This is a genomic window from Microbacterium wangchenii (genome assembly GCF_004564355.1).
Classification (GTDB): domain Bacteria; phylum Actinomycetota; class Actinomycetes; order Actinomycetales; family Microbacteriaceae; genus Microbacterium; species Microbacterium wangchenii.
Genome location: NZ_CP038266.1, coordinates 3,189,914 through 3,206,952, shown reverse-complemented (window position 1 = coordinate 3,206,952; position 17,039 = coordinate 3,189,914). Strand labels below are relative to the sequence as shown.

Here is a 17,039-nt window from a genome sequence, read left to right as displayed (position 1 = left end):
CGGCGGTTCAGCCGGCGGCGAAGGCGCGGCGCAGGACCGGCGCCGTTGCCCGCGTGCTCAGCCACACCACGACGATGCCGGCGGTGATGACGGTCGCGATCGTGATGAGCGACGCGGGGGCCGTGATGAGCGCGATGCCCAGCAGCGGGAAGATCAGCACGCCCGCGCACACGGCCGAGCCGATGGCGGTGATGAGGAGGGGACTCATGATCGCCCCGCGGCGGGCGTGCTCGACCGTCTCGACCGGCATGCCCAGGCGGTGGAGGCTGCGGTGCAGCTCCTGCCGGTCCAGGATCTCGGCGGCCTGGTTCACACCGACGGATGCCGCCACCATGAGGAACGAGGCGACCAGGGTGATGATCACGCCCGTGCGGATGTCAGCGGCGAGCTGGATGTCCTCGCGCGATCCGCTGCCCATGACCTCCAGGGCCGCCACGGCGCTGCCGGCGAAGACGGCGATGAAACTCGCCATCGCGATCCCGCTCACCTGCCGCCAGGCCGCCTTGGGCGACTCGAGCACCGTGCGTGCGGACAGCAGCTGATCCGGGCGATCCGCGCGGCGAAGCCGCCGGCGCGCCTGGATTCCGAGCACCCACGGACCGATGACGTTGAGCACGGCGAACGCGATCGCGAAGACGGCGGTGAGCACGATGATGGTCGGCAGCATGCTGGCGGCCGAGGGCACGAGCGAGATCAGCACGAACGCCGCGACGAGGGCGGCCACCGTGATAACCGCGCGCATCCAGTGCGGCTTCGTGACGACCGTGCGCGTGCGCACGCCGAGCGGGGAGATGACGACCTTGCGCAGGCCGATGGCCGCGCTGCCCGCGGCCAGGAGCACGATGCCGACGAGGATCGCGAGGGTCGTGGGCACGGGTACGAAGACCGCTCCCGCGCCCAGGGCGGCGCCTCGGAAGGGGATGAGGCCCACCAGTGGCACGAGGAGGATGTGGAGCACGAGCCCGGCCAGGGCGCCGACGGCGGCGAGGAGGGCGGACTCGACCACCGTCGCCAGGACGACGCCGGCGGGGGTCACTCCCAGGAGACGGAGAGTGGACAGGCGCTCGTCCCGACGACGGGCCGAGAGTCGCGCGGCGGCACCCCCGAGGGTCAGGAGCGGCACGACCAGCAGGACCAGCGCGATGGCGGCGAGGGCGTGGTAGATCGGCGCCTCCGGGTCATCCCACCCCCAGAACGACTGTGCGCCGCCGATGACGGTGAGCACGAGTGCGCTCACGGTGGCGAACGCGATGAGCGGGAGGACCAGCACATCGTTCTGCCCGGGTGTCGGCCGCATCAACAGGGCCAGGACGCGCGGGTTCATGCCGACGCCCCCGCCGTGATGAGGCGGCCGTCGCGCACGGAGATCGTGCGCGCGCACCGGGCGGCCACGTCGGCATCATGCGTCACGACCACGAGCGTGCGCCCCTGCTGCGTCGTCGCCCACAGCAGCGCGTCCATGACCTCACCAGACGTGCGCGAATCCAGCGCCCCCGTGGGCTCGTCGGCGAACACGACCTCTGCGCCGGTCACCTGGGCGCGGGCGATGGCGACCCGCTGCGCCTGTCCGCCGGAGAGCTCGCCGATGCGCCGGTCCTCCATGCCGCCCAGGCCCAGGGCGGCGAGCCAGGATGCGGCGCGCTCGGTCGATTCGGCCCGCCCGACCCCGGTGATCATGAGAGCCAGCGCGACGTTCTCCACCGCGGTGAGTTCGGGCATCAGCAGCCCCTGCTGGAAGACGAAGCCGAAGTTGTCACGGCGCAGCTTCGAGCGTCCGGTCTCGCCGAGGGTGGTGACCTGCACGGCCTCGCCGGTTGCGGGGGTGAACGTCACCTCGCCCTGATCCGGGGTGGTGATGCCGGCGAGGACGTGCAGAAGGGTGGTCTTGCCCGAGCCGGACGCTCCCATCACGGCGACGGATTCTCCGCGGCGGATGGTGAGGTCGACTCCGGCCAGGGCGGTGGTGGATCCGAAGGTCTTGACGAGTCGGGTGGCCTGTAGCACTGAGGAGGTCATGCTTACAGCCTCGTCAGCGGTGGCGCCCGCGTCGTCGCTCGCAGGAATGAGGTCTGCCGCCGGGGGTCATCCTGGAGGCTGACGCCCGCATCCGCCGGCGCCGTGCAATCCCGGTCAGGTCTTCTGCGGCATCTCGTCCGCCAGGGGGAGCGCCGCCATCGCCCGAAGACCCTCGGCCGCGGGCCGGGGAAGCAGGGGGACCGCCTGCCGGAGGCGCCGGGGGAGGCGGGGGAGCAGGCGGGCGACCTGCGTCCCCAGGGCGAGCTCGAGACGCGAGCGGGGGATGAGCGAGGCCACCAGCGCCGGCCCGATGGCGCGCGTCTTCGGGATGACATCGCGCAGTGCCCGGGCGTACCGCTCGTACGCGACGCGGTGGTCGCCGTCGGCCGCCGCGAGCTCCCGGGCGAGGATGTAGGCGGCCGTGGTGGCCAGGGTGGTCCCACCGCCGACGCCGGAGCCGGGCGCATAGCCGGCGTCGCCGACGAGTGCGATGCGGCCCCGCGTGTACGCATCCATCCGGATCTGGCTGATCGAGTCGAAGTAGAGGGTGTCGCTGCGACTGACGTAGTCGAGCAGTCTCGGCACCTCCCACCCGCTCGTGGCGTAGGCCGCGCGCAGCAGGCGCTTCTGCCGGCTCATGTCCCGGTGGTCGTACTCGAACTCCTCCGCGCGGCGGAACATGAAGACGGCGCGCGCGTCGCCGGTCTGTCGCACCGGGTACATCACGACGGTGCGGTCCACATCGCGGTAGTTGAAGATGCGGTCCTCCAGACCGAGGAAATCGGGGACGGAGCAGATGGCGATGTACCCGCCGAGGTAGCGGCGGAACTGCGATTCGTCCCCGAATGCCAGTCGCCGCACGCGCGAGTGCAGGCCGTCGGCGCCGACCACCAGGTCGAACCGGCGTTGCGACCCGGACTCGAAAGTCGCGGTGACGCCGTCGGGGTCTTCCTCGATCGCGGCGATCGAGTCGCCGAGGATGTACTCGGCGTTCCGGCCGGCCGCGTCGTTGAGCAGCCACGTCAGGTCATCGCGCGGGATCTCCACCGATCGCTCCGTGAGGGGCGTGGTGAGGTCTCCGACCTGCATGTGCACGGGCGGCTTGCCCGGGCGGATCAGCGACGCGGCTGTGTTGCCGGTCCGTGCCGCCTCGATGCTGGGCAGGATCCCCATCCGCTCCACGACGTCCACCGCCGAGCCCCACAGGTCGACCGCGTGCCCGCCGGACCGGCGGATCGACGTCGACCGTTCGACCACGGTGGGGGCGAACCCGTGGTGGGCGAGCCAGTAGGCCAGCACCGGTCCGGCCACCCCCGCTCCCGAGATCAGCACGGTCGTGTCACCGGGCATGGGCATGCTCCTTTCGCATCGGTTCCGCCGAGGGGACGTTCTTCACTGCATGCCCCGGCTGCTCGCGTCGACGATCCGGGCGGGCGATGTCGCATACCGGCGGATCTCCTCCGCCCCGCCGCGCGCGGCGATGTATCCGTCGGGGCGCACGAGCACGAGGGTGGGGCCGGTGATGCCGTACGCCGCGGAGGCCGCCGATGCATCCGGCACCCGCACGATCGCCGCGGAGCCGGGGAGGGCGAGGTCGGTCGTGGCTGCCGTGTCGGTCCCGAACTCCAGCAGCGTGAAGCCGACCGGGTCCAGCAGCTCGTGGAGGCGGCGACCGCCCGCTTCCGCATCCGGTGCGCGATCTCCGACGGCCGCGCGGCCGGCCGGTGCGGCGCCCCGGGCGTCGTGGTAGGAGACGTCGAGCTGGGAGACGGCACGCGTGAGGGCGCGCTGCGTATGCGGACGGCCGAGGATCCTGGGCGCGACGGTGCGCCGGGCGGCCAGCGCGATCGGATTGCGCAGCAGCGTCATCCGCGTCACGGCCCGCGTGCCCTTCACCAGTCGGGCCGCGACGGGGGCGCGTTCGGCCTCGTAGCTGTCCAGCAGCCCGGCGTGCGCGTCCCCGTGGATGACGTCGGCGAGCTTCCACGCGAGGTTGAACGCGTCCTGGATGCCGGTGTTCATGCCCTGCGCGCCGATCACGGAATGGATGTGCGCCGCGTCGCCCGCGAGGAACACGCGGCCGGAGCGGTGCGCGGCGGCACGGCGCTGATTGATGCGGAACCGCCCGGACTCGCGCACCTCCAGGATCTGCGGGCGACCCGGCACGATCGTGTCCACGGCGGCCTGCAGATCCTCGGTGGGGACGCTGCCGCGCTCCCATCCCTCCTCGCCGGCGGGCCGGGCGATCGCGACGCGGTGCCAGCCGCCGAGCATGGGGAAGAACGCGGCGAACCGTCCCCGGTTCAGGAAGGCGAAGAACTCCGTCGGCGGCCGGTCCCAGTCCACACGGAGATCGGCGACGGCGAAGTGCTCGTCGAACGCGCTGCCGAGGAATCCGACGCCCAGCAGCGAGCGGACGGTGCTGTGCGCGCCGTCGGCGCCGATGATCCACGGGTAGGTCCGCGCGTCGGCGGGGCGCTCGCCGTAGGTCACCGTGGCGGTGACGCCATCGATGCTCGGGGTGAGAGCGGTGAGCTCCACCTCGCGCTCGACCGTCACCCCGAACCGCGCGAGGTCGGCCATGAGGACGTCTTCGACCTCGTTCTGCGGCACCATCAACAGGAAGGGGTACTCCGTCGGCAGTCCGCTGAAATCCGCACGGAGGATGCGGCGGCCCTCGCTGAAGACGTTGAACCGGTCGGCCCGGAGCCCACGTGCGAGGAGCTCGTCCGTGACGCCGGTCCGGGCGAACAGCTCCAGCGTGCGGGCCTGCACCCCCAGCGCTCGTGTCTGGGTGTTGGGAGTCGCCGCCCGGTCGATGATCCGGACGCCGATGCCGCGGCGTGCCAGTTCCAGGGCGGTCGTGAGTCCCGTGGGGCCGGCGCCCACGACCAAGACCTCCGGATCCATCCGGGTCTCCTCTCGCGCACGGGTGTGCTTTCGGATGCCGCGACCGTAGCCGACGGTTTGCTCCGCCGCACCCCCTACGGACTGCCATCCTGCGTCGCGACGGTGCCGAACGGAACCGCGTCGCGATCCGCCGCTCGGCAAATTAGCCGACAGGATGTCGGTAAGCTGGAACGTATGGAGATCCTCAAGAACGTCGTCCTGGCCCTGCACATCATCGGTGTCGCCGCTCTGCTCGGCGGTGTGCTGTACCAGATCGCCGCGATGCGCCAGGGCAAGGCCCGCGTGCTGCCCGCGATGATGCACGGCGCGTGGACCATGCTCGTCACCGGCGTTGTGCTGGTGGGGCTCCAGTATCCGCTGGGCAACGAGGTGAACAACGTCAAGATCAGCGTGAAGCTCGCTGTCCTCGTGGCGATCATCGTGATCGCTCTGATCCACCGCAAGCGCGAGGCCGTCGCGACGTGGGTGCTGCCGGCGATCGGTGGGCTCACCGTGCTCAACGTCGTTCTCGCGACCGTCTGGAAGTAGACCATGCGCGCGCGGCGAGCATAATTGCGAGATGCCGAAGATCTCCGCACCCACCGTCGCCGAGCACCGGGCAGCGCAGCGCGCGGCCCTCGTCCGTGCCGGGGAGGCCCTCCTGGCCGAGTCCGGGCTCGCTGGTGTATCGCCGCGCAGTGTGTGCGAGCGTGCGGGGATGTCGCGGTCGAGCTTCTACGACTACTTCCCCTCGCTCGATGACCTGCTCGTCGCGATCGCGATCGACGCGATCGAGCGGTGGGATGCGGAGATCGACGACGCGCTGGCCGGGGTCGAGCCGGGCCTCGACGAACTCCGCGCTTTCGTGGACGCCACGATGGCCATGACCGCGGATGGCAAGCACGCCATCGCGGGCGCGCTGCGGGATGCGAATCTCAGCCCGAGCCGGTTCGACGATCTCATGGCCCTGCATGATGCCCTCATGCGACCGCTGGTCCGCGTGCTGGACCATCTCGATGTGCCGAACCCGCCTTCTGCGGCCGTGCTCGCCCAGGGAGTGCTCGGTGCGGGGATCCAGTTGATCTCGCATGGGACCGATCACCGTGAGGTGGCACGCGACGTCTTCGGGCTCCTCACGCGAGGTCTCACCGGCTGACCCGGCGTCCGGCGATTTTGCCGTGGGAGGTTTTGGTGACAGACTGCCGGTATGATTCCGACAGTCTGTCGGTAAACCTTTGACGGAAAAGATCTCATGTTCCTCGCTCTGCGCGAACTGCGGTTCGCTCGCGGTCGCTTCGCCCTCATGGGCATCGTGATCGCTCTCATCTCCGTTCTCGTCGTCCTCCTGTCCGGACTCTCCTCGGGGCTTGTGAACGACGGCGTCTCCGGCCTGAAGGCCATGCCCGCCACTGCTTTCGCCTTCGATGAGGGCACCATGAAAGACAACGCGTTCAGTCGATCGGTCGTCGACGACGAGCAGCTGTCGGTCTGGCAGGACGCGGACGGCATCGCCGAGGCGGAGCCGATGGGCGTCAACATCGTCAACGGCGTGACCGACGACGACACCCAGATCGACCTCACCCTCTTCGGTGTCGAACCGCGGGGCTTCCTGTCTCCGCCGGTCTCGGCCGGCGATCCACTCGGCCGGGTGGACGGCATCATCGTGTCGGAGCCCCTCCGTGAGGAGGGCATCGACATCGGGACCGTGGTCACCCTGGACCGGCTGGACGTCGAACTGACCGTCGTCGGTTTCACCGAGGGGCAGGCGACCTTCGGTCACGTGGACGTCGCCTACCTGCCGATCGACACGTGGCGCCTCATGGCCGCGGGGATGGCGGAGCCCGGCGCCCCGACCGCTGCGCAGCTCGACGCGCTCGACTTCCCGTTCGCCAGTGTCGTGGCCCTCCTCGCCCAGCACGATGTCGCGCCCGATTTCGCCGGCATCGATGAGACGGCCGCCACCACGACGATGACCCTGACGGAGTCGTTCAACGCGTCGCCGGGGTACGAAGCCGAGACGCTCACGCTGAGCATGATCCAGGTCTTCCTCTACGCGATCTGCGCCCTGGTCGTCGGTGCGTTCTTCACGGTCTGGACCATCCAGCGCAGCCACGACCTCGCCGTGCTGCGGGCCACCGGAGCATCCAGCGGCTATCTGCTGCGCGACAGCCTCGTGCAGGCCGCCATCCTCCTGGTCGGCTTCACGGCGCTGGGGGTCGCGGCGGGCGTCGGGATGGGCGCGGCGATGCCGGATGCCATGCCGTTCGACCTCGAGCTCGCACCCATCGCCGTCGCCTCCGCACTCACCATCGGCCTGGGCCTGTCGGGCGCGGCGATCGCCGTGCTCCGCATCACCCGAATCGACCCGCTTCGCGCCCTGGGAGGTCAGCGATGAATTCCGCAACCACACCCGCCCTGGATGTCTCGGGCGCAGTCCTCGAACTCGGCGACGGCGATTCCCGCGTGCGCGCCTTGGACGACGTGTCGTTCACCGTCATGCCCGGCGAGTTCGTCGCCATCGTCGGTCCCTCCGGGTCGGGCAAGTCGTCCCTGCTCGCCGTCGCCGGCGCGCTGGCACGTCCCGACCGGGGTGTCGTCCGAGTGCACGGCACCGAGCTCGGGACTCTCTCCAAGAGCGCCGCCACCCGCTTCCGCCTTCGCAACATCGGCTTCGTCTTCCAGTCGGGGAACCTCCTGCCCTCCCTCACGGCAGCCGACCAGCTGCGCCTCGCCGGGCGGCTCGCCGGCAACCGGAAGGTCGATCCGGCCGGGCTGCTTTCCTCGGTGGGGATGGCGCACCGCGCCGGGCATCGTCCCGGTCAGCTCTCCGGTGGCGAGCGTCAGCGCGTGGGCATCGCCCGGGCTCTGGTGAACGACCCCTCGCTGCTCCTCGTCGACGAGCCCACGGCGGCGCTCGACCGCCGCCGCAGCCACGAAGTGGTCGAGCTGCTGGCCGACCGCGCGCACGCCTCCGATGTCGCCGTCGTCATGGTCACGCACGACCGCGACGTTCTGGAGCACTGCGACCGCGTGCTGGAGATGGTGGACGGGCGGCTCGGCGTGCCTGTCACGGCCGGCTAGTCGTCACCGATTCCTGAGCCGCCGCGTCCACACGCGGCGGCTCAGCGCAGTGATCTGAACGCGTCACGCATCTCCTGGGCGAACAGCGCGGGCTGCTCCCATGCCGCGAAGTGCCCTCCGCGATCCAGCCGGTTGTAGTGGATGAGGTTCGGATACGCCTGTTCGGTCCAGCTGCGCGGGGCGGCATAGATCTCATCCGGGAACACGCTCACCGCGACCGGCAGTGTGACGCCCTTGGGAGCGAAGAACGCCAGCTTGCTCTCCCAGTACAGCCGTGCGGATGACACGGCGGTCTCGGTGAGCCAGTAGAGCGTGATGTTGTCCAGGACGTCGTCGCGGGTCAGGCCCTCGGACTGGCCGGCGAAGACCCGCGCGATCAGGTCGTAGCTGCGAGCGTCGTGATCGAGCATCCATGCGGCAAGGCCCACGGGCGAGTCGGCGATCCCGTACAGCGTCTGCGGCCGGTTGGCCATCTCCTGCGCGTAGCCGAGGCCGTGTGCGTAGAAGAACGACAGCTGATCCCAGGCGGTCCGCTCGTCCTCCGACAGTCCCGCGGGCATGTCCGCTCCGCTCGCGAGGGCGTCGGCGATGGCGGCGGGGATCGTGGCGGGCATGTTCGTGTGGATCCCGATCAGCCCCTCGGGCTGCAGAAGCGCCATCTGCTCCGTGACGGCATTGCCCCAGTCGCCCCCCTGCGCGACATATCGGTCATAGCCCAGACGTCGCATGAGTTCGATCCATGCCCGCGCGATGCGGATGGGGTCCCAACCGGTCTCCCGCGGCTTGCCGGAGAACCCGTGTCCGGGCAGCGACGGGATGACCAGGTCGAAGGCGTCGGATGCCGCCGCCTCGTGCGCCGTCGGATCGGTGAGCGGGCCGATGATCTTCATCTGCTCGATGATGGAGCCCGGCCACCCGTGCGTGACGATCATCGGGAGCGCGCCGGGCGAGGACGATCGCACGTGGATGAAGTGGATGTCCAGACCGTCGATGCTCGTGGTGAACTGCGGCAGCGCATTCAGGCGCGCTTGCACGTCACGCCAGTCGTGCTCGTCCTCCCAGTACTCCGCGAGCGCTTTCACGACGTCCAACTGCACGCCCTGCGAGGCGTCGACCACGGTCTCGCGCTCGGGCCATCGCGTGTCATGGATGCGGCGGCGCAGGTTGTGCAGTTCTCGACGGGGCGCGTCGAACCGGAAGGGACGGATGGCGTGGTTCTCACCGGTGGTCTCGACCGCGGATGCGGCTTCTGTCATGGTCATGGGACGGGTCCTTTCGATGCTGCGGCGTCGTGGATGACGTCGTGATCGACGATTCCGCACCGTCGGCCGTACCTCGTCCGGAGGACTCCCCAACCTGTGGGGCCGCTCCGGCGGTGTTGGGGAGAACCCCTCAACCGTGGGCGGCGTCCCCCTCCGCCGACGGGGGAGCGGGATGGCGCAGGGCGAACGCCGTCGCCTCGCTGCGCCTGGCGACCCCGATCTTCCGGTAGAGGCTCGTGATGTGCCGCTCCACGGTGCGATCGCTCAGCCACAGCACACCCGCGATCTCCTTGTTGCTCAGGCCCTGCGCGAGCAGGCCGAGCACCTCCGCCTCGCGCCGGGTGAGCGCGGCCGGCGGCTGCACGATCGCGGCGTTCCGGTCCGCGGCGACCTCCTCCGCCGTGATGTCGGCGGTCTTGCGAGGTGGCGTGGACTCCGTCCGCGAGAGTTCGTGCAGCGCGTCCCGCATCCGGTGCGACAGAGACGCCAGGGCGGGTTCGATGTCGTGGGTCAGTGAGTGCACGAGCGCGTCCCGGCGCTGAAGCGCCGTCTCCGCGGCACGCCGGGCGCGCTGTTCGAGTGCGAGTCGCCGGGCGGTGTGGAAGGCGATCACGGCCTGTCCGACCGCCACCCGCAGCACGTGCGTTTCGGCGGGCGTGGGGAAATCGGGTCGATCGGAGGAGACCAGGACGACCGCGCTCTCCCAGGGCAGCGTGAGGGGCACTCGCGTGACGCGGAGGATCGCGCCGCGCACCTCGACGGCCGTCGTCGTGATTCCCGCTGCCGCTGCCGCCTGAGATTCGTGCGCGGCGGTGAGCTCGGGCGCGATCTGCGGGTCCTCAGGGCGCCAGGCGATGACGGGCGCGTCCGCTCCCGCTCCGTCGAACCGCACGAAGGCTGCGCGCACGTCCAGCATGCCGGTGAGAACGCTCAGCAGACCGGCGCCGATCTCGGCGGGCGTCTGGTCCATCCACATCGCGGGAAGCGCGAACAGTGCCGCCATATCGCGCAGCCATCTGCGCGAGTCGCGGCCGTCCGGGGACCCGGCGCCTCCGCGTCCGGTCGCCTCAGCGGTCGGCACGCGCGCCTCGTTCCTGCAGGAACTCCGAGGGCGCGACGAAGTACGGGTTCTCCTGCAGGACGCCGGCCAGGAGCACCATGGGGTGCGTCCGCAGGATGTCCACGATGAAGGCGCCGTCGAACTTCGCGGTGTCGTACGTGCAGATGACGACGTTGCGATGGTGGGCGTGGATGAAATTGGCTTTGGCCTCGAACTCGATGAGGCTTTCGGCGATGTCGGGCCGACCGACCGCCCACCCCATGTCTGCCCACATCCGCACCGGTGGGGATGGTGTCCCGGCGAGGAGCCTGCGGAGCAGTTCGAGCGTCGCCTGCTGGTCGAATCGGCCTCCGCGGAGGTAGGTCTCCGCCCAGGTCCGCACCTCGCATCGATGGCGGGCGAGCAGGTCGGCGGTGTCGAAGCCGAGGTGGCGCAGACGCCTGATGGGCTCGCCTGCCCGAGTGGCGTCCACGAGGAAGAGCAGCCGGTCGTCCGCCTCCACGCTCTGGGCGAGGAACGGGTCGAGCACGACACTCTCCTCGTCCTCGGAGTTGATGAAGGCGCAGACGTGCCGGTATCTGTCCAGCACTCCGCCGGCGAAGGTGACGGGCGGCGCGTCGCCGCTGGGGGGTGTGTTCATCGATCGCTCGATCCGCCGTGGTGGACCCGTGATGGGGAGGAGCCTCGCGCCGGGTCGAACACTCCTGCGGGACGGAGGTCCGGGCGAGAACGTGGTCCGCTGTCGGGACAGTAACGCACGCCTCCGCCCGGCACAACGGCGTCTGCCGCCGCCCCGGGCGGCCGCGATCCCGATGCGGGGAAGCGGGAGCGCTCACCCGAATGTGACGCAGTAACCGTAGGCGCTGGGCGCGGAGAACTCGATCTCGAAGAGGCCGTCTCCGCGAGTATCCGCCCTGCGGATCAGTTGATAGGTACCCGGCCGGGCCAGCTCGCCCCGGCCGTCCGGACCGAGATCGGTGCCGGCATCCTCGCCGGGGGCTCTGCCGTCCAGCAGAACCCGGAACGGGATCGGCCCGTCGCCGCCCGCGCGCATCACCAGGTTCACGTCACGGGCGCCGAAGCGCATCGCCAGGCGGCCGGCCCGCCCATCCAGCCGCACCCACTCGGCCGACACCGTCCAGTCTCCGTCGAGTCCCCACGCGTTCAGGGGAAGGCGGTCGGGGATCTCGAAGCGGCCGGTCCGACCGAAGGAGGCCACCCCCTCCGAGACGAAACCGGTGCTGCGGTCGAAGCCGAGGTAGGTCTCCGGCGACCGCAGTGTCCGCCAGTCAGCGGCGACTTCGAGCCCTTGCGGCGCCACCTCCACCAGGTCGGCGCCGATCTCCCCTCCCGCATCGGTCAGGAGTCGCTGAATCACCATCTCCGTGGCTGCGTACTCGCCTTCTCCGAAGCGGTGGTACCGGATGCGTCCGGTGGCGTCGGCGACGTAGACGGCGGGCCAGTAGTGGTTGGCGAACTCCTCCCAGACCCCGTAGCGCGCGTCCAGCAGTACCGGATACTCGACGCCCAGACGCCGGCATTCGGCCGCGACGTTGCCAGGGTCGTGCTCGAAGTCGAACTCCGGCGTGTGAACGCCGACCACTGTGAGACCCGCGTCGCGGTACTTCTCCTCCCATGCGCGCAGGTACGGGAAGGTGCGGAGCCAGTTCACGCACGTGAACGTCCAGAAGTCCACCAGGACCACCCGCCCCTGCAGGGTGGCAGGAGACAACGGGCCGGAGCCGAGCCAGCCGGTGCCGCGCTCGAACGAGGGCAACCGTGCTGGACCCTGATCCGGTGGTGGCGCCTGCTCCGGTGGTGGTGCGCTCGCGCGAGTGGACATCGTGGCCTCCTGCATCGAATGTCGGCGCGTGGATGCGGGATGTCAACGGTGGAGCGCGCAGTTGGGGGATTGTCCGCATCCGCCCGCCACCGCGCGGGGGAGTTGGGCGTTTCCACCGACGCCATCGGCTTCCGCACCGCGCACGGTGGGTGTCAGCGGATGCCGCAAGGGCGCCCGCCCTGATGACGGGAGCCGACCATGGACGTCGATTGGGGCCGCTTGCGTCATGTCGATGCCGGTCCGCTGCGCATCGAATTCGTCGAGGCCGGCCCCGCGAGCGGCCCGGCGGTGCTCCTGCTGCACGGATGGCCGTACGACATTCACAGCTTCGCCGAGGTGGCCCCGCAGCTGGCCGCGGCGGGTCACCGCGTCGTCGTCCCGTTCCTGCGCGGGTTCGGCGGCACGCGGTTTCGTTCGGAGGAGACCGTCCGCAACGGTCAGCAGTCGGTCGTCGCCCTCGACGCGATCGGTCTGCTGGATGCTCTCGGGATCGACACGGCCATCGTGGCGGGCTTCGACTGGGGGGCGCGCACCGCGGTGATCCTCGCCGCGCTGTGGCCCGAGCGGTGTGCCGGACTGGTGTCCGTCAGCGGCTACATCGTGGTCGACCTCGAAGCCAATCAGCAGCCGCTCCCCCCGCAGGCCGAGCTCGGATGGTGGTACCAGTACTACTTCGCCACCGAACGCGGGAGGCGCGGGTACGAACGGCACCGCCGGGAGTTCGCGCGACTGATCTGGCGGCAAGCGTCCCCGTTGTGGGCCTTCGACGACGACACGTTCGCCCGCACGGCCGCTTCGTTCGAGAATCCGGATCACGTCGACATCGTCATCCACAACTACCGGTGGCGTCTGGGCTTGGCGCAGGGGGAAGCACAGTACGACGCGGTGGAGGCGAGGCTGTCCGCCCGGCCGCAGATCCCCGTGCCGGCGATCACGATCAGCAGCGACTTCGACGGTGCTGCCGCCGACGGGCGGGCCTACGCCGACCGTTTCACCGGCGCGTACCGGCACCGGATGCTCCCGGGCGTGGGGCACAACGTGCCGCAGGAGGCTCCGCGGCCGTTCGCCGCTGCCATCGCCGAGGTCGCTTCCTGGGCGCGCGGAGACGGCCTCGGATGAGGGGTGGGCAGCGCCCGATAACCCCATTCGCGCGAGAATTCCAGCCCCCCTCCGCACGCAGGAGCGCGCCGTATTCTCGCGGCAGGAGGCCACGGCCTCGACGATCGAGATGGAAGGAGCCCACCATGGGACTCGACGACAAGATCAAGAATGCTGCCGAAGACCTCTCCGGTAAGGCCAAGGAGGGCACCGGGAAGGCGACCGACGACGAGAAGCTGGAAGCGGAGGGCAAGGGCGATCAGACTCGCGCGAGCCTGAAGAAGGCCGGCGAGAACGTCAAGGACGCCTTCAAGTAAATCGTCACGCCGACCGGGATGTGATCCGGTCGTACAGCGCCCCGGCGCCGGCACTCTCCGGCCGCCGGGGCGCTCGTCGTGCGTCGGAGGCTTGCGCCCCGTTCGCTGTATGCACGCCGGAGAGGCCACGTCAACCCGCGCGACAAGAGAGTGCTTCCCCCGTAGACCGGTAAGCCAGCCCGATCCCCCGATCGGAAGTGAGAGGAAGACATGTCGAATATGTATGGAGGAGAGCCTGCCGTCACGTCGACCGCCGAGCCTCAGTCGGGCAAGGTGGACACGGCCAAGAGCGAAGCGGGCGAGGTCGCCGGGTCGGCCAAGGCAGAAGCCGGTCACGTCGTCGAGACGGCCAAGTCGGAGGCGGCGTCCGTCGCCGGCGAGGCGAAGACCCAGGTCAAGGACCTGTATGCGCAGACCCAGCGCGAGCTGAGGGACCAGGCTGCCACGCAGCAGCAGCGCGTGGCCGAGGGGCTGCGGTCAGTGGGTGACGAACTGGGTGCGATGGCGCAGCGTTCCGAGAACCCGGGCGTCGCCACCGACATCGTGTCGCAGGTCTCCACGCGCCTCGACGGCGTCGCATCCTGGATCGCGGATCGTGACCCAGGCTCGCTGCTGGACGAGGTGAAGAGCTACGCGCGCCGCAAGCCCGGTACCTTCATCGCCGTCGCCGCCCTCGCAGGTCTGGCCGCGGGACGCCTCACGCGTGCGCTCGCCGACCAGGCCTCGGATGAGAAGAGCAGCGCCCCGCAGCAGCCCCAGTCTCAGGGGGCCCGGGTGGACGCGGCACCGGCCGCGACCATCGGAGCGGAGAACGTCACCACCGTCCCGCCGGTCATCGGCGGAGCCACTCCCGGCGCGGGCGTCCCCGCCGGAACCCCGGTCTATGACCAGGTCCGCGCAGCCGGCGACGGTCCCGGTGACGGCGGAGGGAGCACGGATGTCCGATCCGACACCCTCTGAGCAGAAGGCCGCGACCACCTCGCTCGGCGAACTGCTCGGGGAGGTCACGAGCGACCTGTCGACGCTCATGCGTCAGGAGCTCGAGCTGGCGAAGGCCGAGCTCCGGCAGTCCGCGACCCGCGCCGGGAAGGGCGCCGGGATGCTCGGGGGCGCAGCCTACGCAGCCATGATGGCGATCTTCTTCCTGTCGGTCGCACTGTGGTGGGCGCTGGCCTACCTGGTGGGATTCGGCTGGTCGGCCGTGATCGTCGCGGTTCTGTGGGGCGTCATCGGCCTCGTGCTGTACCTGAGCGGACGCTCTCAACTGAAGAAGGCCGAGGGTGCGCCGCAAACCGTGGACACGCTCAAGCGCATCCCTGACGCCGTGAAGAGAAATGAGGAGAACCGATGAGTGATTCACCGGAAGCAATCCGCGCCAACATCGACCGCACGCGTGAGGAGCTGGGCCTTGACGTCGACGCTCTCGCCGACAAGGTCACCCCGTCCAAGATCGCCCAGCGGCAGACCGACAAGATCAAGGGAAGGTTCGGATCGTTGCGGGACCGCGTGATGGGTGCAGCCGACGACGCCGGCTCCTCTGTGCAGGGTGCGGGCTCCAGCGCGATGTCGAGTGTGTCCGACGCGGGCCAGACCGTGGTGTCCAAGGCGCAGGGCAACCCCCTCGCCGTCGGGCTGGTCGCCTTCGGCGTGGGCCTGGTTGCGGCATCCCTCATCCCTGCTTCGCAGAGGGAGAAGGACGCAGCCGGAACGATCAAGGAGCAGGCGCAGCCGCTCGTGGATCAGGCGTCGGGCGCCGTGAAGGAGATGGGCGAGCACCTGAAGGAGCCCGCTCAGGAGGCCGCCGCCGCCGTGAAGGACTCTGCGACGTCAGCCGCCTCGACGGTCAAGGAGGAGGCGACCTCCTCCGCTGACACCGTCACCGAGCGCGCCCGCGAGGCCCGGGACACCGTCCGCGACGGAAGCTGATCTGATCGGCCAGGGGATGCGGCGGGCGCACCGCCGCATCCCCTTTCTGCGCCCGTGGCGAGGCCGGCTCAGAACGGTGGTGGGTCTCCGTCGGGGATGAACATGACCCGTGGTGGGGGTTCGTCGGTGTAGGTGTTGCCGAGGGGACTGGTGAACTCCACCGTTCCATCCGGTAACTGCCGCACGGTCCATTCGGTTTCGGTTTTCAGCGTGTGGTGTCGGGTGCAGAAGTGGGCGAGGTTGCTGAGTGCGGTGGGTCCGCCGTCGTGGTGTTCGTGGTTGTGGTCGATCTGACATCGGTGCGCGGGTTGTCGGCATCCGAATCCGCGGCAGTGCTGGTCTCGGGCTTGCAGGTAGCGGCGTTGGTCGGTGCCGGGGGTGTATCGGTCGACTTCGAGCACGGTCCCGGTGATCGGGTGACACAACACCCGGTCCCATCCGGGTGTGGTGCCGGCGAGGTGCCGGGCGGTGTCGGGGTCGATGGGGATCTGCCCGTGCAGGCTGGCACCGGCATCCGTCTTTCCGAGAAGGGTGAGCACGGGGACGACGACCTGGATCTGGGCGTGGATGGCGCCGAGCCCGCCGGGGAGGTGTTCTCCGGTGGTGGGGTCGATCGCGGGGGCGCCGGTGAGCAGCATGTCGGCGGCGACATCCGCGCCGATCTGGACCAGGGTGCGCGTGTCGTCGACGACCGGCTCGTCTTCGGTGCCCGGCGCCGTGCCCTCGACCGTGATGTCGAGCGTCTGACCCGTGAGCTGCTCGCTTCCATCCGTGGGCGACGGCGCACCATTGCCTGACTCGGTGGCGCCGTCCATGGCGGCGGCTTCGTGGGCTCGGCGGGCGCGTTCGGTGTTCGCGGCATCGCGGATGGCGCGGGCTTGCCGGCGGAGCCGGTCGCGGATCCCGTACGCCACCGCCGCGGGCAGCCGCAGCTGCAGCAGCGCCATCCCGTCGTCGAGGTCGATGATCGACACGCCCCGGGTCTCGGCCGCTCGCGCGTGCCGGACGGTCATCCCCTCCGGGTTGACCGCCTCGGCCAGCTGCCGGGCGTAGGCCTTCGTCCGTCCCGGCGCCTGTCGTGCGGCGTACTCCAGGACGGTTTCCTCCCACGCCGCGCGGACCTGGTCATCGGCGATCGGCAGCCCGGCTTCCAGGATCACGTCGACGTGTCTCTTGGAGATCCGGGCGTCCTCCAGCGCGGTGACGGTCGCGGCGAACTGGGTGACGAGGGTGTGGGCGTCGCCGAGTTCTCGTTGCGCGGTCATGTCATGCACCTGCGTGGCGAACGCCACCTCCGCAGCGACGGACCGCATCGGCATCTCCCGCTCCCGGGAGTCCCGCGACGAGAGCCGCGCGACCTGCCCGGTGGCCACCTCGGCGAGGGCGGCAAGGGAACGGATCCGCTGCGCCTGCGCCTTCGCGACGGCCGCGTCAGCGTCCTGCAGCCCGGCGAGACCCGTCCGCATGCGGGTGGCGTCCGCCGTGGTGGTTTCCCCAGGCCAGGAGCTGATTTCCATACCCTCAAACTAGCGAGGGCCACCGACATG

At 70.2% G+C, this 17,039-nt stretch carries 18 protein-coding genes; 9 read left to right on the top strand and 9 right to left on the bottom strand.

Annotated features, from left to right (window positions below; all coding sequences use genetic code 11):
* Positions 1–7 precede the first annotated feature (7 nt).
* The 4 genes from E4K62_RS15605 to E4K62_RS15590 form a co-directional block, all read right to left on the bottom strand.
* The gene (locus E4K62_RS15605) at positions 8–1,324 is read right to left on the bottom strand and encodes an FtsX-like permease family protein (RefSeq protein WP_135069063.1); all 1,317 of its coding nucleotides are present in this window, start codon (positions 1,322–1,324) and stop codon (positions 8–10) included.
* Positions 1,321–2,016, bottom strand: coding sequence for an ABC transporter ATP-binding protein (locus E4K62_RS15600; RefSeq protein WP_135069060.1), 696 nt, complete (start codon positions 2,014–2,016; stop codon positions 1,321–1,323). Before E4K62_RS15600 ends, E4K62_RS15605 begins: the two co-directional genes overlap by 4 nt.
* 114 nt (positions 2,017–2,130) lie before the next feature.
* Complete coding sequence (locus E4K62_RS15595) at positions 2,131–3,366, bottom strand: FAD-dependent monooxygenase (RefSeq protein ID WP_167747811.1); 1,236 nt, start codon at positions 3,364–3,366, stop codon at positions 2,131–2,133.
* 42 nt (positions 3,367–3,408) lie between these two features.
* Entirely contained in the window at positions 3,409–4,926 is a 1,518-nt protein-coding gene (locus E4K62_RS15590) for an FAD-dependent oxidoreductase (protein WP_135069054.1), read from the bottom strand.
* Positions 4,927–5,100: 174 nt separating this feature from the next.
* Between E4K62_RS15590 and E4K62_RS15585 the strand changes: the two genes are divergently transcribed.
* The 4 genes from E4K62_RS15585 to E4K62_RS15570 all read left to right on the top strand — a co-directional run bounded on the left by E4K62_RS15585 (position 5,101) and on the right by E4K62_RS15570 (position 7,986).
* Positions 5,101–5,454: a hypothetical protein gene (locus tag E4K62_RS15585; protein WP_135069051.1), complete on the top strand. Its 354-nt coding sequence runs from the start codon at positions 5,101–5,103 to the stop codon at positions 5,452–5,454.
* A 31-nt stretch (positions 5,455–5,485) separates the two neighbouring features.
* Entirely contained in the window at positions 5,486–6,061 is a 576-nt protein-coding gene (locus tag E4K62_RS15580) for a TetR/AcrR family transcriptional regulator (protein ID WP_135069048.1), read from the top strand.
* A 96-nt stretch (positions 6,062–6,157) separates the two neighbouring features.
* Entirely contained in the window at positions 6,158–7,300 is a 1,143-nt protein-coding gene (locus E4K62_RS15575) for an ABC transporter permease (protein ID WP_135069046.1), read from the top strand.
* Positions 7,297–7,986: an ABC transporter ATP-binding protein gene (locus tag E4K62_RS15570; protein WP_135069043.1), complete on the top strand. Its 690-nt coding sequence runs from the start codon at positions 7,297–7,299 to the stop codon at positions 7,984–7,986. Before E4K62_RS15575 ends, E4K62_RS15570 begins: the two co-directional genes overlap by 4 nt.
* A gap of 41 nt (positions 7,987–8,027) precedes the next feature.
* On the opposite strand, the gene E4K62_RS15565 is transcribed toward E4K62_RS15570, so the two are convergent.
* From E4K62_RS15565 to E4K62_RS15550, 4 genes are all read right to left on the bottom strand, one after another.
* Complete coding sequence (locus E4K62_RS15565; RefSeq protein ID WP_187270475.1) at positions 8,028–9,248, bottom strand: epoxide hydrolase family protein; 1,221 nt, start codon at positions 9,246–9,248, stop codon at positions 8,028–8,030.
* Between the two features lie 130 nt (positions 9,249–9,378).
* Complete coding sequence (locus tag E4K62_RS15560; RefSeq protein ID WP_240742719.1) at positions 9,379–10,329, bottom strand: helix-turn-helix transcriptional regulator; 951 nt, start codon at positions 10,327–10,329, stop codon at positions 9,379–9,381.
* Complete coding sequence (locus E4K62_RS15555) at positions 10,316–10,948, bottom strand: MEDS domain-containing protein (protein ID WP_135069040.1); 633 nt, start codon at positions 10,946–10,948, stop codon at positions 10,316–10,318. The genes E4K62_RS15560 and E4K62_RS15555 overlap by 14 nt, the downstream gene beginning before the upstream one ends.
* A 192-nt stretch (positions 10,949–11,140) precedes the next feature.
* Positions 11,141–12,151 (bottom strand): redoxin family protein, encoded by a 1,011-nt coding sequence (locus E4K62_RS15550; RefSeq protein WP_240742718.1) that lies wholly within the window; start codon positions 12,149–12,151, stop codon positions 11,141–11,143.
* Positions 12,152–12,349: 198 nt separating this feature from the next.
* Between E4K62_RS15550 and E4K62_RS15545 the strand changes: the two genes are divergently transcribed.
* The 5 genes from E4K62_RS15545 (at position 12,350) to E4K62_RS15525 (ending at position 15,492) form a co-directional block, all read left to right on the top strand.
* Positions 12,350–13,270: an alpha/beta fold hydrolase gene (locus E4K62_RS15545; RefSeq protein WP_135069033.1), complete on the top strand. Its 921-nt coding sequence runs from the start codon at positions 12,350–12,352 to the stop codon at positions 13,268–13,270.
* A gap of 125 nt (positions 13,271–13,395) precedes the next feature.
* Complete coding sequence (locus E4K62_RS15540) at positions 13,396–13,566, top strand: CsbD family protein (RefSeq protein WP_135069030.1); 171 nt, start codon at positions 13,396–13,398, stop codon at positions 13,564–13,566.
* A 210-nt stretch (positions 13,567–13,776) separates the two neighbouring features.
* A complete protein-coding gene (locus E4K62_RS15535) occupies positions 13,777–14,526 on the top strand; it encodes a hypothetical protein (protein WP_135069027.1) in 750 nt (249 codons plus the stop codon).
* Positions 14,504–14,917 (top strand): phage holin family protein, encoded by a 414-nt coding sequence (locus E4K62_RS15530; protein WP_135069023.1) that lies wholly within the window; start codon positions 14,504–14,506, stop codon positions 14,915–14,917. Before E4K62_RS15535 ends, E4K62_RS15530 begins: the two co-directional genes overlap by 23 nt.
* The gene (locus E4K62_RS15525; RefSeq protein WP_135069020.1) at positions 14,914–15,492 is read left to right on the top strand and encodes a DUF3618 domain-containing protein; all 579 of its coding nucleotides are present in this window, start codon (positions 14,914–14,916) and stop codon (positions 15,490–15,492) included. The genes E4K62_RS15530 and E4K62_RS15525 overlap by 4 nt, the downstream gene beginning before the upstream one ends.
* A 68-nt stretch (positions 15,493–15,560) precedes the next feature.
* Here E4K62_RS15525 and E4K62_RS15520 read toward each other — a convergent pair whose 3' ends face one another.
* Entirely contained in the window at positions 15,561–17,009 is a 1,449-nt protein-coding gene (locus tag E4K62_RS15520) for an HNH endonuclease signature motif containing protein (protein WP_135069017.1), read from the bottom strand.
* Between the last annotated feature and the right edge of the window lie 30 nt (positions 17,010–17,039).

Bases quoted from the DNA above. Each gene is read 5' to 3' on its own strand.
- E4K62_RS15545 (WP_135069033.1), top strand. From the start codon at position 12,350: ATGGACGTCGATTGGGGCCGCTTGCGTCATGTCGATGCCGGTCCGCTG.
- E4K62_RS15525 (WP_135069020.1), top strand. From the start codon at position 14,914: ATGAGTGATTCACCGGAAGCAATCCGCGCCAACATCGACCGCACGCGT.
- E4K62_RS15600 (WP_135069060.1), bottom strand. From the start codon at position 2,016: ATGACCTCCTCAGTGCTACAGGCCACCCGACTCGTCAAGACCTTCGGA.
- E4K62_RS15570 (WP_135069043.1), top strand. From the start codon at position 7,297: ATGAATTCCGCAACCACACCCGCCCTGGATGTCTCGGGCGCAGTCCTC.
- E4K62_RS15530 (WP_135069023.1), top strand. From the start codon at position 14,504: ATGTCCGATCCGACACCCTCTGAGCAGAAGGCCGCGACCACCTCGCTC.
- E4K62_RS15535 (WP_135069027.1), top strand. From the start codon at position 13,777: ATGTCGAATATGTATGGAGGAGAGCCTGCCGTCACGTCGACCGCCGAG.
- E4K62_RS15520 (WP_135069017.1), bottom strand. From the start codon at position 17,009: ATGGAAATCAGCTCCTGGCCTGGGGAAACCACCACGGCGGACGCCACC.
- E4K62_RS15595 (WP_167747811.1), bottom strand. From the start codon at position 3,366: ATGCCCGGTGACACGACCGTGCTGATCTCGGGAGCGGGGGTGGCCGGA.
- E4K62_RS15575 (WP_135069046.1), top strand. From the start codon at position 6,158: ATGTTCCTCGCTCTGCGCGAACTGCGGTTCGCTCGCGGTCGCTTCGCC.
- E4K62_RS15585 (WP_135069051.1), top strand. From the start codon at position 5,101: ATGGAGATCCTCAAGAACGTCGTCCTGGCCCTGCACATCATCGGTGTC.
- E4K62_RS15565 (WP_187270475.1), bottom strand. From the start codon at position 9,248: ATGACCATGACAGAAGCCGCATCCGCGGTCGAGACCACCGGTGAGAAC.
- E4K62_RS15555 (WP_135069040.1), bottom strand. From the start codon at position 10,948: ATGAACACACCCCCCAGCGGCGACGCGCCGCCCGTCACCTTCGCCGGC.
- E4K62_RS15540 (WP_135069030.1), top strand. From the start codon at position 13,396: ATGGGACTCGACGACAAGATCAAGAATGCTGCCGAAGACCTCTCCGGT.
- E4K62_RS15580 (WP_135069048.1), top strand. From the start codon at position 5,486: ATGCCGAAGATCTCCGCACCCACCGTCGCCGAGCACCGGGCAGCGCAG.
- E4K62_RS15605 (WP_135069063.1), bottom strand. From the start codon at position 1,324: ATGAACCCGCGCGTCCTGGCCCTGTTGATGCGGCCGACACCCGGGCAG.
- E4K62_RS15590 (WP_135069054.1), bottom strand. From the start codon at position 4,926: ATGGATCCGGAGGTCTTGGTCGTGGGCGCCGGCCCCACGGGACTCACG.
- E4K62_RS15550 (WP_240742718.1), bottom strand. From the start codon at position 12,151: ATGTCCACTCGCGCGAGCGCACCACCACCGGAGCAGGCGCCACCACCG.